13 protein-coding genes are annotated in these 16,233 nt (G+C 51.7%); 3 read left to right on the forward strand and 10 right to left on the reverse strand.

Annotated elements, in window-relative coordinates; all coding sequences use genetic code 11:
• Positions 1–21 precede the first annotated feature (21 nt).
• The 6 genes from MHI42_RS07970 to MHI42_RS07995 all read right to left on the reverse strand — a co-directional run bounded on the left by MHI42_RS07970 (position 22) and on the right by MHI42_RS07995 (position 8,558).
• Complete coding sequence (locus MHI42_RS07970; RefSeq protein ID WP_342423422.1) at positions 22–1,581, reverse strand: extracellular solute-binding protein; 1,560 nt, start codon at positions 1,579–1,581, stop codon at positions 22–24.
• A 62-nt stretch (positions 1,582–1,643) separates the two neighbouring features.
• On the reverse strand, positions 1,644–2,519 hold the full coding sequence (locus MHI42_RS07975; RefSeq protein WP_342423423.1) for a carbohydrate ABC transporter permease: 876 nt from the start codon (positions 2,517–2,519) through the stop codon (positions 1,644–1,646).
• 23 nt (positions 2,520–2,542) lie between these two features.
• Entirely contained in the window at positions 2,543–3,514 is a 972-nt protein-coding gene (locus tag MHI42_RS07980) for an ABC transporter permease subunit (protein ID WP_342423424.1), read from the reverse strand.
• A 107-nt stretch (positions 3,515–3,621) separates the two neighbouring features.
• Positions 3,622–5,436 (reverse strand): sensor histidine kinase, encoded by a 1,815-nt coding sequence (locus MHI42_RS07985; RefSeq protein ID WP_342423425.1) that lies wholly within the window; start codon positions 5,434–5,436, stop codon positions 3,622–3,624.
• Positions 5,437–5,503: 67 nt separating this feature from the next.
• A complete protein-coding gene (locus MHI42_RS07990; protein WP_342423426.1) occupies positions 5,504–7,144 on the reverse strand; it encodes a response regulator in 1,641 nt (546 codons plus the stop codon).
• A 505-nt stretch (positions 7,145–7,649) separates the two neighbouring features.
• Positions 7,650–8,558, reverse strand: coding sequence for a GNAT family N-acetyltransferase (locus MHI42_RS07995; protein ID WP_342423427.1), 909 nt, complete (start codon positions 8,556–8,558; stop codon positions 7,650–7,652).
• A 77-nt stretch (positions 8,559–8,635) separates the two neighbouring features.
• Between MHI42_RS07995 and MHI42_RS08000 the strand changes: the two genes are divergently transcribed.
• From MHI42_RS08000 to MHI42_RS08010, 3 genes are all read left to right on the forward strand, one after another.
• Positions 8,636–9,322, forward strand: a complete 687-nt coding sequence (locus MHI42_RS08000) for a hypothetical protein (protein ID WP_342423428.1) — start codon at positions 8,636–8,638, stop codon at positions 9,320–9,322.
• 92 nt (positions 9,323–9,414) lie between these two features.
• Positions 9,415–9,780 (forward strand): helix-turn-helix transcriptional regulator, encoded by a 366-nt coding sequence (locus tag MHI42_RS08005; RefSeq protein ID WP_342423429.1) that lies wholly within the window; start codon positions 9,415–9,417, stop codon positions 9,778–9,780.
• Positions 9,777–10,925: a DUF2812 domain-containing protein gene (locus MHI42_RS08010; protein ID WP_342423430.1), complete on the forward strand. Its 1,149-nt coding sequence runs from the start codon at positions 9,777–9,779 to the stop codon at positions 10,923–10,925. The genes MHI42_RS08005 and MHI42_RS08010 overlap by 4 nt, the downstream gene beginning before the upstream one ends.
• Positions 10,926–11,017: 92 nt before the next feature.
• Here MHI42_RS08010 and MHI42_RS08015 read toward each other — a convergent pair whose 3' ends face one another.
• From MHI42_RS08015 to MHI42_RS08030, 4 genes are all read right to left on the reverse strand, one after another.
• Entirely contained in the window at positions 11,018–11,686 is a 669-nt protein-coding gene (locus tag MHI42_RS08015) for a GntR family transcriptional regulator (protein WP_039309052.1), read from the reverse strand.
• Positions 11,673–12,395, reverse strand: a complete 723-nt coding sequence (locus MHI42_RS08020) for a hypothetical protein (RefSeq protein ID WP_342423431.1) — start codon at positions 12,393–12,395, stop codon at positions 11,673–11,675. The genes MHI42_RS08015 and MHI42_RS08020 overlap by 14 nt, the downstream gene beginning before the upstream one ends.
• A 42-nt stretch (positions 12,396–12,437) precedes the next feature.
• On the reverse strand, positions 12,438–14,570 hold the full coding sequence (locus MHI42_RS08025; RefSeq protein ID WP_342423432.1) for a hydantoinase/oxoprolinase family protein: 2,133 nt from the start codon (positions 14,568–14,570) through the stop codon (positions 12,438–12,440).
• Positions 14,571–14,671: 101 nt separating this feature from the next.
• Positions 14,672–16,018 (reverse strand): citrate transporter, encoded by a 1,347-nt coding sequence (locus tag MHI42_RS08030; protein WP_081956470.1) that lies wholly within the window; start codon positions 16,016–16,018, stop codon positions 14,672–14,674.
• Positions 16,019–16,233 lie beyond the last annotated feature (215 nt).

Below are 16,233 nucleotides of genomic sequence, written 5' to 3' on the forward strand. Positions count from 1 at the left end.
CCTAAAAAGTTTTCTTTGATTCTATTTCTTCACTGTAGCATACCAGTCATTTACCTCTTTGGTGCTGGCCTCTCCGCCTGCAGCTTTATATTTCCCGGCGAAATCAGCCACAGCATCCGGGGACTCTTCACCGACAATGACTTTGACGGCGAAATCATTAATCATCTGATTCAGCGAAGCGTTGTTCTTCGAATATTCCGGCAGAGATGGTGCCAGCGCCAGCGGATCGGCAATTCTCGCTTCCGCCGGAAGCTCATTGTTCAGATAAGAGAAGCCTGCAAACAGACGCGCATCCTTCTGCACCCGGGCCTGCCAGTAGATCGGGTACAGCTTCTCGTCTATACCGGTCAGATAATTGCTGGCGTTACCGCGTTCGTCCGTGAACAGCGGCAGGATCGGGCTGTATACGCCGTCTTTATACGTATGATGTTTGCCTTCTTCACCGATGGCGATCAGCTTGAAGGTTTCCTTTTCCAGCTTGGCGTTGATCCATTTCATCGCATCTTCAGGATGCTTCGCAGATTTCGGAATGAAAGTAATGCGGTCGAACCCGCCGCTCATGCCGAGGCCCATTTGACCGTCTTTACCTTTGAGGGCAGGAAGGTAAGCATATTTGGCATCAGGGAAGTTCTTGGTCAGGGCATCGGCAATTCCGGGAATATCATACCAAGGCAGCTGAATGACTCCAATTTTGCCGCTGGTGAATTTCTCCTTCAGAGTAGCATCCTTGTTCACGGCAAATTCTTTATCGAGCAGACCCTGTTTATACAAATCGGACATGTACGTCAAATATTCCTTGAAGCCCGGATGCAGCGGGGCCGGAACCAGCTGGCCGTCCACCGTATTCCAGCTCGTGCCTATTCCGAAGGCCCCTGTAATATTCGCCGTTGTTGCCAGTGCACCATCGATTGACATCGGGGCGCCGCTGTTCCCGGTTCCGCCAGGATCTTTCTCCTTGAAGGCCTTCAGTACTTCGGTGAACTCCTCCAGTGTAGTCGGCGTCTTCAGCCCCAGCTTATCGAGCCAGTCCTGGCGGATCATCAGATCGGCGCCGGCAAATTGTGAGGAGCTGTTGGGAATACCATAGATTTTGCCGTCAATTTTCATTGCATCGAAGGACGCCTGGGAGATGGAAGCTTTGATATTATCGCCGAACTCCTCGATGAGCGGGGTCAGATCCACCAGTGCGCCCATTTTGGCATAATCGGTATACACGGCTTTTTCACCGGAAATGGTAATAACATCATACGGCTCGGCAGAGGAGATCAGCAGATTGAGCTTATCCATCGCCTTGTCAGCGGGAAGCATCTCATACTTCACCTTATAGCCGGTCCGCTCTTCGATCACCTTGGCCAGCGGATACGTATTGTAATCATCCTTCGACCACAGATTAAGCGATTTCAACTCCGGCTTGGCAGCATTCTCTGACGTTCCCGGTGCGGCAGTTGCTTCTGCAGAAGCTGGTGCTGCTGTTGAAGCGTTCTCCCCATTACTATTCGTGTTGTTAGAAGAACCACAGGCAGTTGCAGCGAGCAGCAGCCCGGTACTCAGCAGGAGTGACAGCCACTTCGTCTGTTTCATTAAGATAACCCCCTATAAGTTTTGTGCTTAAGCTTCCAGTCTTACTTCGTACAAAATCCGCCTCAGCCTTTAACTGAGCCAATCAGTACACCTTTGATGAAATACTTCTGCAGGAACGGATATACGAACAGAATCGGAACCGTTGAAGCCACAACAGTTGCGGCGCGTATGCCCTCCGGCGACATGTTCATCAGGTCATCCACACTTTTATTAACTGCGTTGGCTGCACTGGCGTCCATCACCACATCTTGAAGATAGAGCTGCAAGGTCTTAAGCGCGGTATCGTTGATGTAGATCATTGGCCCGAAGTAATCATTCCAGTACCCGACGGCATAGAAAAGCGCAATCGTGGCAATCACCGGCATACTGAGCGGCAGAATAATCCGGAACAGAATCGTGTACGTCTTGGCCCCGTCGATCCGCGCGGACTCCTCCAGCGCTTCGGGAAGACTCTCATAGTAGCTTTTGATCACCAGCATGTTGAATACACTGATCATTCCGGGCAGGATAAGCACCCACAGATTATTGATCAGATGCAGCTGGCGCATCAGCAGGTAATTGGGAATAAGCCCGCCGCTGAACAGCATCGTGAAGATGAACAGCACCATGAAAAAGGAAATGCCCGGCAGATTCCGTTTGGATAACGGATAGGCCGTAAGTGCCGTCATTAAGATGGAGATCAGGGTGCCCACTACCGTGACGCCTACGGATACGCAGAACGCCCGGATGAACATTGAGGAAGAGATAACCTCCCGCAAGGTGTCGAGCTGGAAGCCTACCGGCAGAATGCCTACTTTTCCCGAAGTAATTGCCCATTCCTCACTGACCGATTTCGATAATACGTTAACCAGCGGCAGCAGCATCATCACTCCGAGCGCAATCAGGAACAGGTAGACAAAGATATCGAGCAGCCTGTCGCCTTTGGTTCGTTTGGTCATGGATTATACTGTCTCCTTCCCGCCTACCAGATTCCGCGGTTCAGCAGCTTCCGGCTGATATAATTTCCCGAAACGATGAGGATGAAGCCTACCACCGAGTTGAACAAGCCAACCGCCGTGCTGAAGCTGTAATCCATTTTGCCCAGCCCGATGCGGTAGACGAAGGTACCGATCACATCCGCCGTCTCATAGACTACCGGATTGTACATGGTCAGAATCTGCTCCGTTCCCGCATCGAGCACCGAGCCCAGCCGGAGAATGAACATCAGCACTACAGTCGGCAGGATGCCGGGAAGTGAGATATGCAGCATTCTGCGGATTCGCCCCGCCCCGTCAATGGAAGCCGCCTCGTATTGCTCCTGATCGATCCCGGCAATGGCGGCAATAAAGACGATCGCATTCCACCCTGATTCCTTCCAGCCGGCCGTAAAGACAACCACACTGCGGAAATAATCATTGCTGACAAAAAAGCTGACCGGTTCTCCGCCGAACCACTGAATGATATTATTGACCAGTCCGCCCGAGGTGGAGAGGATGGTGACGAACAATCCGGAAATAATCACCCAGGACAGAAAATGCGGGAGATAAATAATCGTCTGGATCGTCCGTTTGAAGAACATCAGCCTGACCTCGTTCAGCACCAGCGCGATGAGGACCGGCACCGGGAACAGCAGGACAATCTTGTACACACTGATAAGCAGTGTATTCATGAATACCCTTCCGAATTCGTCTGATTGGATAAGCTTATGAAATTGCTCCAGCCCTACCCATTCACTGCCTCTGATGCCCTCGAAAATGTTGAAATCCTGAAATGCGATCAGCACTCCGTACAGCGGTGTATATTTGAAGAGCAGCAGAAACAGCAGACCGGGTATCAGCAGTACATAATAATCCCTGTTTCTCCAGGCGAGCCTCCACTTGCTGGCGGACCTGATTCTGGTTGCCTGAAGTTTGCTCTTCCGGTTCAAATCCGTGACACTCCCACCCAATTTCATTCACCCCCATCTGTTTGTGAGTTGATTATACTGAGAAACCGGGGGGCGGTTGTAGATGGTAATCTGATTATTTCTGGTCTTACGCGACTGTATATCAGGCAATCTGATTATTCGAATGGAACCGCTTTAATTCTGATGTTGATCACAGTTCCTTGGCCGGGTTCGGTTTCAATGGACAAGCCATACCGGTTGCCGGCAAAATATCGTATCCGCTCGTTGACATTATAGAGGCCGAAGGAGCCCGGCATCCCGTCACTGCGCAGCTCGGAGGAAGGCTCCAGCAGCAGCCGTCTGGCCTGCTCCGGACTCATGCCGATCCCGTCATCGGACACCGCCAGAAGGATGTCCTCCTGCTCCCGGCGGGCTGTTATGGCGATATTCCCCTGCTTCTTGCGGGTTTTGCGGATACCATGCAGCAGCGCATTCTCCACCAGCGGCTGGAGGGTAAGCTTGGGAATCATATACTGTTCAAGTCCCGGCTCTACTTGGACGCTGAAGGTGAAGGTGGACGGAAAGCGGTTCTGCTGAATCTCCATGAACACCTTGGCCAGATTCAGTTCATCGGCAAGGCTGACATTATCCCGCCCCTGATTCAGGCTAAGCCGGAAATAGCGGGCCAGCGCCTCAATCATCTGGCTCGTATCCTCCGCATCATGCGAAATTGCCGACCAGTTGATCATATCCAGCGCATTATAGAGAAAATGCGGATTAATCTGGGCCTGCAGGGTTCTCAGCTGCGCCTCCCGCTCCTGCATCTTCGCCTGATAGGATTCCTCCATCAGGAGGTTGACCTTGTGGATCAGATGGTCCACACTGCGTTCCAGCAGCCGGAAGTCCCCGTCCGGCATTGTCCTTCTATCCTCCAGCCAGCCGATGCCCTCCTTGCGGATCATCCGCAGAATCATCTGCACTCTGCGCTGCATGTTCTGCACGAGGAACATCAGCAGCACAAACACGAGTACCAGGAACATGACCGTGATCCCTGCCAGCGTGGCAATGCTGGTGAACTGGTTCATTGCTGTTGCCCTATGCGAAATCTCTGATTCAGAGACTTGGGAGATCATTTTCCACCCTGAAGTTCCGATCGTGGTATAGACCACATTAACCTCTTCACGCCCAAGGGTCCGCTTAACGATTCCCTCCTCCGATTGATTAATCGTATCCAGCAGTTCTTCCGGCAGCATGCTGACTTCCTGCGGACCGTTCTCCCCGGTGCTGTAGATCAGCCGGCCCTCACTATCCAGAAGATAAGGGGCATAGCTGTCCGAGGAATGAAGCTCTGACATGACTTCTGCGATCAGATCCTGGGATACATCCATCACCAGTATGCCGATGGTCTCTTCATATGCCTTGGGATTGCGCAGCATCCTTGCGGCAGAGAAAATCTTTTTGTCACCGAAATCGATATAACTCTCCTCATACACCCCGGTCCAGACCATACCGCCCCCGGCCTCCAGCACCTGCCTGTACCACGGATAATGCTCTATCTCAGATAGCGGATACAGATTCACCCGGTCGCCTCCGTACATCCGGGAAGGATCAACAAAAAACCGCAGCCGGAAAATATCCTCATTCTCCTGGGCGGTTTCGGCTAAATTGCGCAGCTCCTTAAGCTGGTTAAGCTCATCGGTGATGCTGTCCTTCTGCTGCAGATTACTGTAGAGTACCTGGTTCATGAACACCGAATTGCTGCTGTCACGGATATGATCCAGCTTATAGGTCAGATTCATCCCTGCCTGCTTAAGGGTCAGCTGCATCGTACTGGTGACTTCTTGCTCCAGAATGTCACTGGACCGCTGATAGAAGGAAGCCAGCATGACGGATACCGGCAGCAGAATGAGTATCACATAGGCAATCAGCCACTTTCTTGCCGCCAGAATCCCCTGGCCCAGTCCGGTCAAATAGCTCCAGCCCTTTTTCACTGCACAGCCTCCTTATATGGCATGCTTACATTCCTGTGCGGCCTGATCTTCATAGGATTGCCCCTGCTCATAGACTCTGCTCCCTGTAGGCGCTGGGGGTAATTCCGGTTATTTTCTTGAATAGCTTACTGAAATGGCTGGGATCGCTGTAGCCGACCGCATAACAGATTTCGTAGAATTTGTTCTGCGGGTCTCTAAGCAGCTTCTTCGCCTGCTCGATTCTGACCTTGGTCAGATACTCGAACAGCGTTTCGCCCGTTTCCTGCTTGAACAGCAGCCGGACATAGGTCGGACTGAGATAGACGCCTGCCGCAATATCCGCCACTGCCAGATTCTCCGGGTACCGTTCTCCAATCAGCTGACGGACCCGTTCTATCACTTCGCTTGTCTTGCCGCTGCGCTTCATCCCGACGAAATCACAGACCTCAAGCAAATAGGCTTCTGTATATCCCAGCAGATCCTGCATCGTCTCCTGGCGCGCAACCTGTTTCCAGGCGGCCGTCTCACGTTTTTCCCATTCCTCCGTCATTCCGCCAAGCTCCAGCAGCACCTGGCCGGACTGCAGAATCAGATGCAGACTGACATTCTGCGCATACCGCGCCCCTTGTCCCCGGTTCTGCCCAAGCAGACTGAAGATGTCACCAAGCTCCGTCTGCAGACGTCCGCGGTCTCCGGATTTCAGGGCAGACCACACCCGCTCCCCCCACTCCGGCTCGTACCGGTAACGCAGATTCTCGCCGCGCTCTCCGGACACGATATTGTCCATGGTCAGAATCCGGTTCTTGCCCAGATACCACTTCTGGTCAGCTGCATCCCTCGCCTGTTTGTAGGAGGACGGGATTTCCGGCAAGTGCTCAACCCCCTCGCCGACACCGATGGTTACACTGAGCTTCAGCCATTGCCGCAGATTGCTGCGGATTGATTCTGCCAGCACCAGCAGGTCATTCTCTGGAGATTCGCTGAACTCCTGCGGCTGCAATTGTCCGGCCAGCAGAATCCCGACGTACTCTCCCGGCTCCTTCTCGAAGGTCACGCCGCGCATCTGCTTGTCAATCAGCTCCTGGATGATATTCAGCACCGTATAGGACAGCAGCTGTCTGTCCTGCTCGCTGCGGGTGTCCAGCACCTGCGGCACATCATCGAGCAGAATGACCATGAGGATGTAGCTGTCCGCCGCGAGCTGCTGCAAGCCCAGAAATTCCAGCTTGTCCTGAATATGCGCGGTATGAACACCATCGCTGATTACGGACAGCAGGAACTTCTCGCGCAGCAGCGGCATGCTCTGCGTCAGCTTCACCTGCATCTCCTTGATCCGCTTGCGCTCCTGCGTCTCCGCATCCAGCGCAGCAGTCACCTTGCCCATCACCACCGACAGCTCCTTGCGGCTAACCGGCTTAAAAATATAATCCGCCGCATGCATCTGCAGCGCGGACTTAAGGTATCCGGCATCGTTGTGGCCGCTGATGAAGACGATCTTGGCCTCCGGCAGCAGCGCCCGGACCTCAGCCGCCATGCGGATGCCGTCCATGGACGGCATCTGGACATCCGTCAGTACGATATCCGGCTTCAGCTCACGGATCAGCGCCAGCCCCGTGTCCCCGTCATCTGCGGTTCCAACCAGCTCAATCCCCTGTGCCGCCCAGTCCACATAGGTCCGCAACCCGTTCACCACCGACGGCTCATCATCCACAATCACCAGTCTTTTCATTTCCTTGTCCCCTTCAATAGTGAATCTGTCCAGGTTAGACGGAGTTTGACAATATAATGGTGCATATGGAGAGTAAATGGTTTTTACTGGATTGAATAACCTGCTGACCTGAATTTCTACATCCAACGTGCATCTCCTGCAAGAAGGCAATAAATAAGGGGCCGATGATGCAAGCAGACCACGAATAACAGCACACAGGCAGCACAAACAGCCGTTCCACCCGGACTCAGGTTCCGTTATTTCGGGAAAAACAGCTGTTTTGCCGGCTTCGCGGACTGAGATTCCGCTATGCGCTGAATGACGGGAATAATTCTGGTGTTCTAAGCTGAATAGGCGATTCTCAGTCCGCTTCATCTCTAAATTTGCAGATTCCTGCAAAATAAGGTCCCTACAGTCCGTCACGGTTGGATGGGAGAAATCAGCATCTCAACTCTACATCACCAATCCAACTCTCCCTCCCCCGATCAGCGCCTCCACTCCATAGCATATAGCATCAAGCCCCCCGCTACCCTTCTTCACTCACCGTGTAAGTCAGGCAGGCAAGGGCTTCCGCCTGCTTGAAGCCTTCCCCAATATACAAAGCCTGCGCCCGTTCGTTCTCTGCATTCACACACAGGACGGTGCGCACATACGACTGTTCTGCCGCGAACCGGAGTGCCGCCCGCAGCAGAATTCTGCCCAGCCCTCTCCCCTGAGCCTCCGGCAATACTGCCAGCGGCCCGATACTCAGGGCGGGCTTATCCTCATACTCATCGGCGCAGCCGCGTACAATTCCCACGGGTTTTCCGTTATGGTACAGTATCAATAAGCCGCCTTCTATATAGTCGGCTCCGCTGATCATCTGCTTCACCATCGCTGGTGTGGCCGGCGTCTCGTTGCCCTGCAGCTTAGCGAAACCGGCATTTCGCACTTCACACCAGACGGCTTCATCCGTTCCGGCGCGGAAGGGAATGAGCTCGTAACCGGCGGGCAGGCTGACCTCAGGAATGTGCGGCTCCTCTCTTACGAGGACATAGGTATACCGCTCCACCGCAAACCGCACGGCTGCCAACGCCTCCATCGCCGCAGTATTTACCGCGGGAACAAACAGATTCAGCTTATCCATTCCGGCAGCATGGGGCAGAATCGCCTCTAGCAGAGCCTGGTATACATTTACATCTTCGGTGTCCGCATGAAGGATTCTGAATCTGGCCTTGCGCCCTCTGCGGCTGTAATCATTCAGAATGAGCGAGGCTGCTGCGGTAATTTGACCTGAGGAATTGGCAACAATATATGTAGGATGGTCCGGTGAAAGCCTGAATCCGGCAAGCTCCTCATCGATCAGATAAGAATCATCCAGTTCGTCCCGGTGCTTCCGGCAAAAATTCAAAAACGCCTCCACTCTGCTATGTTCGAGTGCTTCAGCTTTCATCATTCTCATCCTTTCCCTTTCAGCATTTCCTTTTCTAAAATAACAAAATATTGATTTCGCGCAAAGGATAAAATAACACTATGAAACATTCACTGATTGCAGCCATTACCAAAAGCCCGCTCCGCACTTCGTTATACCACTTCACCCGGGCCCGGAATTTGCCCGCCATGGCTGCACTTGACGCATTATTCGCCCCAGCCGTATTAAGTCCAGATCATGCAGCCGGAGCACGCAGAACTACAGCCCTCCAGATTGAATACGCCGGTCAGCCGGTTGTCCTGAATTCCCATCTGCGCATCACACCTGAAGCGATGGACCCGAGCACAACTCCTGAACAATTCCGTCTCTGCCTTGACCGCCATGTCTTCTTGTGGCCGACCTGGCGGGATTGCCTGGCGATGGCGGCGATGTATTCCCGTAGAGAGCCCGGTGAAGTTTTTGCCATCCTAAAATTCAACGCCAGCGAACTGCTCACCGGACAGTTTGATCAGATCAGGCTATCCAAATATGATTCCGGCAGCTCGCCCAGATTCCCGCACCGGATGTCCTACCGCAAAAGCTGCGGGATGCTGCTGCCCCTTACAGAGTTCATGTCAGCAACCGGGCAGGCGATACCCACCAAACCATCGGAGATCAAGGAAGTGCTGGTCGAAGGACAAATATCCCCGCTCAGCCGGTATTTGCAAACGGTTTATTGTTCGGAGCCGCAGCTGGTTCCTGAGATCTGGCAGCCTGTATGTCAACCGCTGACTCTGACGGCACATTAATTGCCGCTAGCCTTGAAACTTATGTCGCATCGTGATATAGTCACGTTATGACATAGTCACGGCAAGACATATTGTATTGAAGGCCATGAGTTATGCACAATGAACTGGCGAAGCAGGTGAATGTGTTGTCCACAATGGATAAAGTTCTGAAAAAGTACGTGCCGATGACAGAGACGGCCTTCTATATTCTGTTGTCCCTAACCATACCCCGCCACGGATATGGAATCATCAAGCATGTGGATGAGCTGTCTGAGGGACGGCTTAGACTGGGTTCCGGTACGGTATATGGAACTTTGACGAAGATGAACAAGGATGGTCTGATTGTTGTATTCGCTGATGAAGAGAGAAAAACAGTGTACGAGGTTTCAGATCTGGGGAAAGCAGTAATGCGCGCAGAAATCAGCAGATTAAAGGAACTTCACCGCAATGCCATTACCAGTGAGGAGGAATTTGTATGAAAAGGGTATTTCGGCCCTTCTGGAGCTACGACCTGCCCAAGTCAGAAGCCTGGCTGGCCGATATGGCTAGTCAGGGTTGGGTGCTGACGGAGTGGAATCTGCTGCTCCGGCGGTTCACCTTCCGGCAAGATCAACCGATACAACGTTCTTATCAGATCGGTTATGCTCCGTCCTCCCAGCCTTCCATGTCCTCCTCTCTTGCCGCTGAAGGCTGGAGCAAACGCCTGCAGCAAGGCAAGTGGACCGTCTACGAGAATGATCAGATGCCGTCACAGATTAAGGCCTACCCTTCCCGCAAGCATTTCTTGAGGCGAAACCGCAAGATCTCATATCTTTTTATGGGAATACTTCTTTATTTGCTGCTCATTGCAATGATTCCGCTGATTATTCTAGGCTTCTCCTTGAGCCAGGATACTCCACTTCAGGTACAGCCAAGTCCTATGTGGGCGGTTACCTGGGCCGCAGCAGCCTTGGCTGTAATCCTGCTCGTACTTGCAATCTACTCTATTATTAAGCTCCGGGCGGCCAGCAAGGCGTTACTCTTGAATCATGAGGACTTCAAGAAGTCTCACGAACCGCAGAAGCCAGCGGGTGTTACGATGACGAAGTTGAAGTTAGGCTGGATGTACGCTCCTGACCGGCTGGAGGAATGGCTGGAGGATAAGGAACGGCTGGGCTGGAATCTGTATAAAGTCGGCCCGGGAGGCACCCTGTTCCATTTCAGCAAAAGCAGTCCACGTATCATGAAGTATCACGCCGACTATCAGGTCATTGGCGATGAAGAATATTTCGAGCTGCACCGGCAGGCAGGCTGGGATAAGGTCTATAGCTCATCCTCTTCTCTGCAGAAATGGACCCTCTGGAGCCGGGAGGAGCTGGACCGTGCTGAACAACCGGAAATCTACAGTGACCCGTACCACCGCTTGAAGCACGCCCGTAAAATTGCCATCAGCTATACAGCATTGTTTCTTCCAATGATTCTGCTCTACAGCCTGAATGTGACGGCATTTATTGACGGCATGCTGCAAGACGGAATCACCGCTTCCCGGGCATGGAATACTTCACTTATGTTCCTCAGTATCCTTCTCTTCGGCTCATTCGCAGGCAGAACCTGGCTGTATTACCGGCGGCTTAAGAGGCTGTAGGTATTGCACCGCAACAAAAGGCGTATACCGGAAGTCATACTCCAAACGGAGCAGGCTTCAAGGATACGCCTTAAACATATGCTTACCATATTTCAGAAAAATTGCGGGTATTGCTTGGACATCACCTGTACCCGTTCCAGCAATGTATTGGAATGCTCCATCACAATCTTGCGCATACCCTCCACATCACGCTTGCGGGTGGCCGCTACCATCTTCACATGTTTATCAATATCGGATTGCTGCACGCCCTCCATCTTGCCATAGAGCAGACGGATACGGTTATAGTGCGAGGCTACCTCTTCAATCGTGAACCAGGATAGCTCTTCCCCGGCCGTCTGAAAGATCAGCTGGTGGAAACGATTGTCCTTGAAGTAAAATTCCCGGAAATATTTCTTGTCCATATATTTCTTCTGTTTGTTAATCAGTTCCTGCATCGTATCCGCTACAAGTTCACTGCACTTGCGGATGAATTCATCGATCACGGCAGATTCAAGCGATGTGCGGATGAACCATTCCTCACGGACACGCTGCAGATCAATTTTGGAGACTACTGTTTTGCGCTGAGGATATATTTCCACCAGTCCAGACTGTTGAAGGCGGACTACTGCTTCCCGTACCGGTGTCCGGCTTACGCCATAGCGTTCAGAGAGCTTCTGCACACTGACATCCATTCCCGGCTCCAACGTCATATTCATGATGTCTTCTCTTATTTTATTGTAAGTTACATCATTTAGTGAATTACTGTTATTAATAATCTTCAACGGGTTCCCTACACCTTCCTGAACTCACTCCTAGTACATCACGATATATTTTCTCCGCACTGGCAGTATCATAGCTGTAATACAACAGAACATCCAGAATAAACGGCGCGTAGCTGAGTCTATTCAGTTCCTGTGTAAAGGCCATGGCTCCCACTTCACTCAAGGTGCGTATTGTAGAATAATTCTTGAACCCAAGCAGGTTCCATAGCAGAATCTTCTCAGTCCGGGTGTAGATTTCATGTGCAAACTGGTCTTCTACAAAATGAAAAATTTCGTGTCCAAGGATAGTATTCATTATACCAGCTTGCTGAAAAAGTTCAACTAGCGCCGGCTCTTCCTCCTGGACCAGCTCCGCCGCTCTGCGCACGGGCTCCTCCATAATTTCGATTGTGTACGGCGGGGTATAGCAGGCAAAAAGCACACGTTTCCCTGTCATAAGCGCACTTTGAAATTCTAGCTTCAGCTTCAATTTGTCCGCGATCACGCGGACATCACGGGTTCCGTATTCACGGATGATCCGCTGTGCATAGGCTTTGCCGCAGGCTGTAGCTTTGGCAATCATCTCTGTCTTGGTTTCAGGCAGAATGCGCCGGTTCAGAATGTCCCTGGAAAAAGCGTACAGCCCCCAAGCCTCATCCTCTACCTGCAGCAAATCACGCATCATTACACCCAGCTTCATCTGCACCTGCATGCTGCCCCCATTCTTCATTCCTTCATTAATATGGCTATGAATAACTTCAATAGATTAGCGTTAGCTCTGCTTGACATTGGCAGCGACAACGATAACCTCCGTATCCGGCTCAAACGTGGAAATTTCGATATCCATCAGCAGCTCCAGCTGTTCGAAATCGGAAGCGGTAAAGTCCATCACCCGGGCACCGATACACAGATAGAAGTCCGGCCGGGCAATCAGTTCGGTCTGGTAGACGGCCATAGCCTCCCAGAGCTTTTTGACGGCATTCAGGTAATCTCCGGCAGTTGTCTTGAGGGCCATCGCCCGGCCTCGCTGCACCTTAATGAACCCTTTGGTGTCCAGGATGCGGACTGCACCCGCTTCACCGGCCTTGTCAACCTTTTCGCCGAAAATGCTGACATACCTCGTTTTCTCAAGCAGCTGTGTCCGGTCGATGGAAATACGCATATCCTTCGCGGCCAGCTCGCGGAGCTCCGCTTCATCACATTCCTTCAGCAGCTCGGTCGTCTTCACTTCCGTGGAACCCGTAGCAATCGCGGTAACCTTGGACGTCTGCGGATCGATATCGATATGGATCTCGATGCTTTCCGGAGTGGCTCCGCTCTGAATCGCCTTGTTCATCGCTTCCATTTTGAGTGCGGCAATCACTTCTTTGGAAGGTGATGGAATGATCCGCTCTACCACGTCCCGCACCATGGACAGGGCAACACCAATGGACGAGATTACCTCAGCATTCTCAGGGATGCTGTATTTCAGGCCCATTTTCTCAGAGAAATAGACAATGAGCGAAGCGGCTCCCCCGCCAACTCCGACCAGAGAGATCTGGTCTTTCTCCAGTTTATATTTCTCGGCCAGCGACAGAATGATCGGTTCGATCTTCGCATACGCTTTTTCCATAATCTGCTTGGCAATATCTTCGACCGTGGTTCCGCAATAATCGGCTAATGCCTGCATCGCCTGTCTGGCGGCTTCCACATTCCCGTAGGAGAAATGCTCCGGCTTCACTAGGCCCAGCACGTTCGCAGCACAGGAATTCGTGATCGTCACACGCTCCCCGTTCTCCAGACGGATGGCCACATAATCTGCCGGATCACCCGGTTTGGGCGAGAAGAATTCGACCTTGGCACCCTTGATCTTGTCCGGGTCGGTAAATACCGAATAATCCAGGCCGCCGATATGTGCCGATCTCGGTCCGACATCCACTACTCCGCTTTTGTTCGCCCGGATCATGGAGCCGCCAGCGACACCGAGGACGCGCACATCCAGTGAATTGACATAGGTCGGATGACCGCCGACGATTGAATAGTCAATGGCCGGACGGCCGTTTTTGATAACCCCGATATTGGTTGTGGTTCCACCCACCTCGAAATACACACCGTTAGAGGCTCTCAGATACATCAAAGACCCCATGACTGAGGCCGCCGGACCCGACAGCATCGTAAGCACAGGACGTTTCTTCATTTCGCTGATTTCCATAACCCCGCCATCGCCTCTCATGATCATCAGAGGTACATGGACGCCGGCTTCCCTTACAGACTGTTCGGTTGAATTGGCGGTATCCAGCATCTTGGGCAGAATGCTTGCATTGATTGCTGCTGTTCTAGTTCTGCGGGTGAGCCCGTACAATTTGGTGATATCGGATGCCATGGTGGTCGGGATGCCTTTTTTCTCCGCTTCTATATATACAAGCTCTTCAGGTCTGCCATTATCTACGCCAAAAGCCATGGAAGGCACAATCACCTGTGCTCCCTGACGCTTAAGATCATCGATGACCTGCAGCACGGAGGCTTCGGACATTTTCTTAATATTAATGAAGCTATTGTAGATTTTGATCTCTTTGCTGTTACCCAGATCGATGTTCTGCAGTTTGGTCTGACGTTTGGCCAGCCACCCTTCAAGGCCGCCCTTAGCCATGCCAATGATGCCAACCTGTGCGATATCTCCTTCAATCAGCGCATTGGTTGCCTGCGTCGTGCTGTGAGCTACGAAGACTACATCTTCCGGCTTAATGTTATTTTCCTTCAGACAATTCTGAAAACATTTCACAACACCGGCGGCTACACCTCTCGCATGATCATGCGTAGTCTTGACGGACGATTTCCCGATAATTTCATGTGTTTCGTTGTCGATGGCAACTGCTTTTGTATGTGTTCCACCGACGTCGATCCCCATTCTAACCATTTTACCCATATGATTTCTCCGTTTCTCTTCATTAATTGTACTGAAGGTTGAATAACCGGCTCCTGACGGACAGGGACGCAGCAGCCGGTTCTGTTAAGACATAAGCGGTGCTACACCAAATTGCCGTACATGAAGAATACAATCGCGCAGAGAATAATCCCGATAATCCAGCCTGTAGGAATGGACATCTTCATATATTCCTTGGCCGGAACCTTCGTATATCCGAAGCCCCAGGCTACCCAGGATTGGGTAACGTCCAAATGCTGCGGCGCTACTGTAGTGATGGCGAACAAAGGATACAGGAACTGTACAGGCCAGGCTGCGGTAGCCACAACTACTGCCAGAATGGCCGAACCGGAACCGACCAGGTTCATCGGGCCGCGGAAGAAGCCTAGCGGTGTCAGGATGGCGAATACGATACAGAGCAATAACGCCGTCTGAGGCATTGCACCGTCAAGCAAGGTTTTGAAATAAGGGGAAGCATAGGTTGCCGCATTATTGAACATGGACAGGGTGAGCAGGAATCCGATCATAGGCGCCACATCGATGGCCCCGTCTGCGAATTGCTTAGACAGCATTCTGCAAACGCTTGCAAAACCACCCTTTAACTTGCCGCAGGTCAGTAAGGCGAACAGACCGGCAACGATAAATCCGAAGATAATCGGGAGTTTGAACACCACTACACCGATTACCGGCAGAATGATGGAAATCCAGGAGATTGCAGGGGCATCAACCGTAGCTCCGGCATCCGGAGTGGCTGCCCAGGCACGTGAGACCTTCTTGTTCATCGACAGGTTAGACACCACCAGAACAACGATCAGGGAGACAGCCATCGCAATCATGCCGAATTTGAAGTATGTATTGTAGTCGTAGCTGGCATAACTTTCATTGGCTGTAGCAAAAATAGCCTGATACTGCTTGAAGTTAACAATGTTCCCGAAGATACCGGCCATAATGGAGCCCATGAAGGAGAACAGGGCAATCGGTGAAGGAATACCCAGCGACAGCATGATCGGCAGTACGATTACGGCAATGGAGATTACCGGACCGATACCGGTCATAGAGGTGAAGATTACCGCAGTAACAATACATAAGAGCGACATCGTAATTCTTGGTTTGTCTCCGCCGAGCTCTACCACCTTACGGATCAGCGTTGCAGCAATTCCTGTGTCGATCAAGACTCTGCCGAAGAAGGCGCCGAAGAAGATATTAACCAGAATCGCTTTACCGTAGTTCTCCGGCCCCGTCTGGAAGACGTTCGTCAGGACGTCAATAAAGGTCTTGCCCTCCATAACGGAGGTTGGATGAATAGAATTGCCGATCAGGGCAATCGAGGTCCACAGGACCGACATGACGAAGAAACCCACCATGAGGTTATACCCCTTGACGCAATACCACACCAATCCAAAAAATGATAAAACCATAATGAAACCGATTACAACATTAGCCACATCCACAAAATAACCTCCTGTAATAGGAATATATGAATAACATGCTAACATGCTATATAGCCTCACTGACATGTTAGTTTGTCTCGGGAAAATATTAACATGTTAGTTGCTCAGGCGTCAATACAATTCTGCGCGGTGAATTCCACTGCCTTGTCAGCCTCAAAAACACTGATAAACGTTGATTCTGCCGGGTGAACCAGTGACTTATCCGCAGGAAAAAG

This window comes from Paenibacillus sp. FSL E2-0178 (assembly GCF_038593005.1).
GTDB lineage: Bacteria > Bacillota > Bacilli > Paenibacillales > Paenibacillaceae > Paenibacillus_AQ > Paenibacillus_AQ phytohabitans.

What these genes read in the sequence shown, in the direction of transcription:
- MHI42_RS08000 (WP_342423428.1), top strand. Translation starts at nt 8,636, where the DNA reads ATGAAACATTCACTGATTGCAGCCATTACCAAAAGCCCGCTCCGCACT.
- MHI42_RS08025 (WP_342423432.1), bottom strand. Translation starts at nt 14,570, where the DNA reads ATGGGTAAAATGGTTAGAATGGGGATCGACGTCGGTGGAACACATACA.
- MHI42_RS07995 (WP_342423427.1), bottom strand. Translation starts at nt 8,558, where the DNA reads ATGATGAAAGCTGAAGCACTCGAACATAGCAGAGTGGAGGCGTTTTTG.
- MHI42_RS07970 (WP_342423422.1), bottom strand. Translation starts at nt 1,581, where the DNA reads ATGAAACAGACGAAGTGGCTGTCACTCCTGCTGAGTACCGGGCTGCTG.
- MHI42_RS08010 (WP_342423430.1), top strand. Translation starts at nt 9,777, where the DNA reads ATGAAAAGGGTATTTCGGCCCTTCTGGAGCTACGACCTGCCCAAGTCA.
- MHI42_RS07980 (WP_342423424.1), bottom strand. Translation starts at nt 3,514, where the DNA reads ATGAAATTGGGTGGGAGTGTCACGGATTTGAACCGGAAGAGCAAACTT.
- MHI42_RS08005 (WP_342423429.1), top strand. Translation starts at nt 9,415, where the DNA reads ATGCACAATGAACTGGCGAAGCAGGTGAATGTGTTGTCCACAATGGAT.
- MHI42_RS07990 (WP_342423426.1), bottom strand. Translation starts at nt 7,144, where the DNA reads ATGAAAAGACTGGTGATTGTGGATGATGAGCCGTCGGTGGTGAACGGG.
- MHI42_RS08020 (WP_342423431.1), bottom strand. Translation starts at nt 12,395, where the DNA reads ATGAAGAATGGGGGCAGCATGCAGGTGCAGATGAAGCTGGGTGTAATG.
- MHI42_RS07975 (WP_342423423.1), bottom strand. Translation starts at nt 2,519, where the DNA reads ATGACCAAACGAACCAAAGGCGACAGGCTGCTCGATATCTTTGTCTAC.